The organism is Streptomyces sp. NPDC004561 (assembly GCF_053602155.1).
This window is the reverse complement of sequence record NZ_JBSGDB010000786.1, coordinates 1-2,467: the sequence shown is the minus strand read 5'-3', so window position 1 is coordinate 2,467 and position 2,467 is coordinate 1. Positions and strand designations below refer to the sequence as shown.

At 68.5% G+C, this 2,467-nt stretch carries 1 protein-coding gene and 1 pseudogene; one reads left to right on the top strand and one right to left on the bottom strand.

Annotation, left to right across the window (positions count from 1 at the left end):
• A partial coding sequence (gene leuA, locus ACWEN3_RS45265; protein ID WP_452984121.1) for a 2-isopropylmalate synthase occupies positions 1 to 1,767 on the bottom strand: 1,767 nt, incomplete at its 3' end.
• Between the two features lie 320 nt (positions 1,768 to 2,087).
• Here leuA and ACWEN3_RS45260 point away from each other — a divergent pair.
• A pseudogene (locus ACWEN3_RS45260) lies at positions 2,088 to 2,467 on the top strand (peptidase M4 family protein); the annotation flags it as partial.

Sequence of the window (2,467 nt, the reverse complement as noted above, 5' to 3'; positions counted from 1 at the left end):
GCCGCCGTATGTGGCGGCCGGGGCCCCGAAACTCCCGGTCAGGGAGGAGCGGGTCGCGCGGTTGACGGCGGAGACGACCGCCTTCAGCGACGCACGCGTCGTGTTCGCGTCGATGCCGATCCCCCACAGAACCTTGTCGCCGATCGCGCACTCGATGTAGGAGGCGGCCTGCGCGGAGGCGCCCTCGCTCATCGTGTGCTCCTGGTAGTCCAGCAGGCGTACGTCCACGCCGATGGACTGCAGGGCGTCGAAGAAGGCCGAGATCGGACCGTTGCCGGAGCCGGTCAGGACGGTGTCCTCGCCGTCGACGGTGGCCTCGACGGTCAGGGTGTCCACGCCGTCGGTGTCGGTGGTCGACTGGCCGGTCCTGACCTGGATGCGGCCCCATGCGTTGCCGGGGTTCGGCAGGTACTCGTCCTGGAAGACCGCCCAGATCTCCTTCGGCGTGATCTCGCCCCCGTCGGCGTCGGTCTTCGCCTGGATGATCTTCGAGAACTCGATCTGCATCCGGCGCGGCAGTTCCAGCTTGTGGTCGTTCTTCAGGACGTAGGAGACACCGCCCTTGCCGGACTGCGAGTTGACCCGGATGACGGCCTCGTAGGAGCGGCCGACGTCCTTCGGGTCGATCGGCAGGTACGGCACCGCCCACTCGATGTCGTCGACGGTGACGCCCCTGGCCTTCGCGTCGGCCTCCATGGCGTCGAAGCCCTTCTTGATGGCGTCCTGGTGGGAGCCGGAGAAGGACGTGTAGACCAGGTCGCCCACGTACGGGTGGCGCGGGTGGACCTCCATCTGGTTGCAGTACTCCCACGTGCGACGGATCTCGTCGATGTCGGAGAAGTCGATCTGCGGGTCGACGCCCTGGGAGAAGAGGTTCATGCCCAGGGTGACCAGGTCGACGTTGCCGGTGCGCTCGCCCTGCCCGAACAGGCAGCCCTCGACGCGGTCGGCGCCGGCCATCAGCGCCAGCTCGGCGGCCGCCACGGCCGTGCCGCGGTCGTTGTGCGGGTGGACGGACAGGCAGACGTGCTCGCGGCGGGAGAGGTTGCGGTGCATCCACTCGAAGCGGTCCGCGTGCGTGGACGGGGTCGAACGCTCCACGGTGGCGGGCAGGTTGAGGATGATCTCGCGGCCTGGGCCCGGCTGGTAGACGTCCATGACCGCCTCGCAGACCTCCAGCGCGAAGTCCAGCTCGGTGTCGGTGAAGATCTCGGGGCTGTACTGGTAGCCGAACTCCGTTTCGGGGCCCAGCAGCTTCTCGGCGTACTCCATCACCAGGCGGGTGCCGTCGACGGCGATCTGCTTGATGTCGTCCTTGGAGCCGCGGAAGACGACCCGGCGGAAGACCGGGGCGGTGGCGTTGTACAGGTGGACGGTGGCGCGGCGGGCGCCCTTCAGGGACTCCACGGTCCGCTCGATCAGGTCCTCACGGGCCTGGGTCAGGACGGAGATCGTCACGTCCTCGGGGATCGCGCCCTCTTCCTCGATGATCGAGCGCACGAAGTCGAAGTCGGTCTGGCCGGAGGCGGGGAAGCCGACCTCGATCTCCTTGTAGCCCATCCTGACCAGCTGGTCGAACATCCGGCGCTTGCGCTCGGGCGACATCGGGTCGATCAGGGCCTGGTTGCCGTCGCGCAGATCGGTGGAGAGCCAGCGGGGGGCGGCGGTGACGCGCTTCTGGGGCCAGGTGCGGTCCGGGATGTCGACCTGCTCGTAGCGGCCGTACCTGTGGACCGGCATGGAACTGGGCTGCTGGCGGTTGGCCATGATGCGTAAGGCTCCTCTGGATGTCCGGAAGGACGGCCGACGACGCAACGCCAAGCTCCGCGGGGAGGGAGTCGGCCTCGACTACAGGCCCTCGCCGCGGCAGCTAAGAAGAAGCAGCCCGAAACGCATGATGCTGCGCAGCCTAGCCGAGCCGTCCCGGACGTGGGCACGCGTTCCAGTATGCGGGACCGGCATCACAATTAGGACAAAAGGTGTGCCGTACCACATCGTCACTGAGCGTCGCGGTTCCTGTCCCGGTATTTCACCAATCATGGTGGCAGCTAGTGACATGTGCGTCACGCAGTGCAAGGGTGCCGGGCATGACGACCAACGGGGGCTTTGAGCCCGTCTTCTGCACGATCGTGCCGCCGCACGTCCTCGACAAGCTCGCGCAGGCCGAGGATCCCGCGCTCTCCGGACCGGCCCGCCGGTCCCTGGAGCACGACGCCTACCAGCGCACCAAGCGGCGCCTGACCACGGTGATCGGCGCGCCCGCCGTCGCCCCGCCCGCCGGCACCACGGCGGACCAGCCGCACCGCACCATCCACGACACCCACCACACCCAGGACCTGCCCGGCACCAAGGTGCGCGAGGAGGGCTCCGACCCCGGCACGGACGCCACGGTCAACCGCGCCTACGCGGGCCTCGGCGCCACCTTCGAGCTGTACCTGAAGGCGTACGGCCGCCACTCGATCGACGG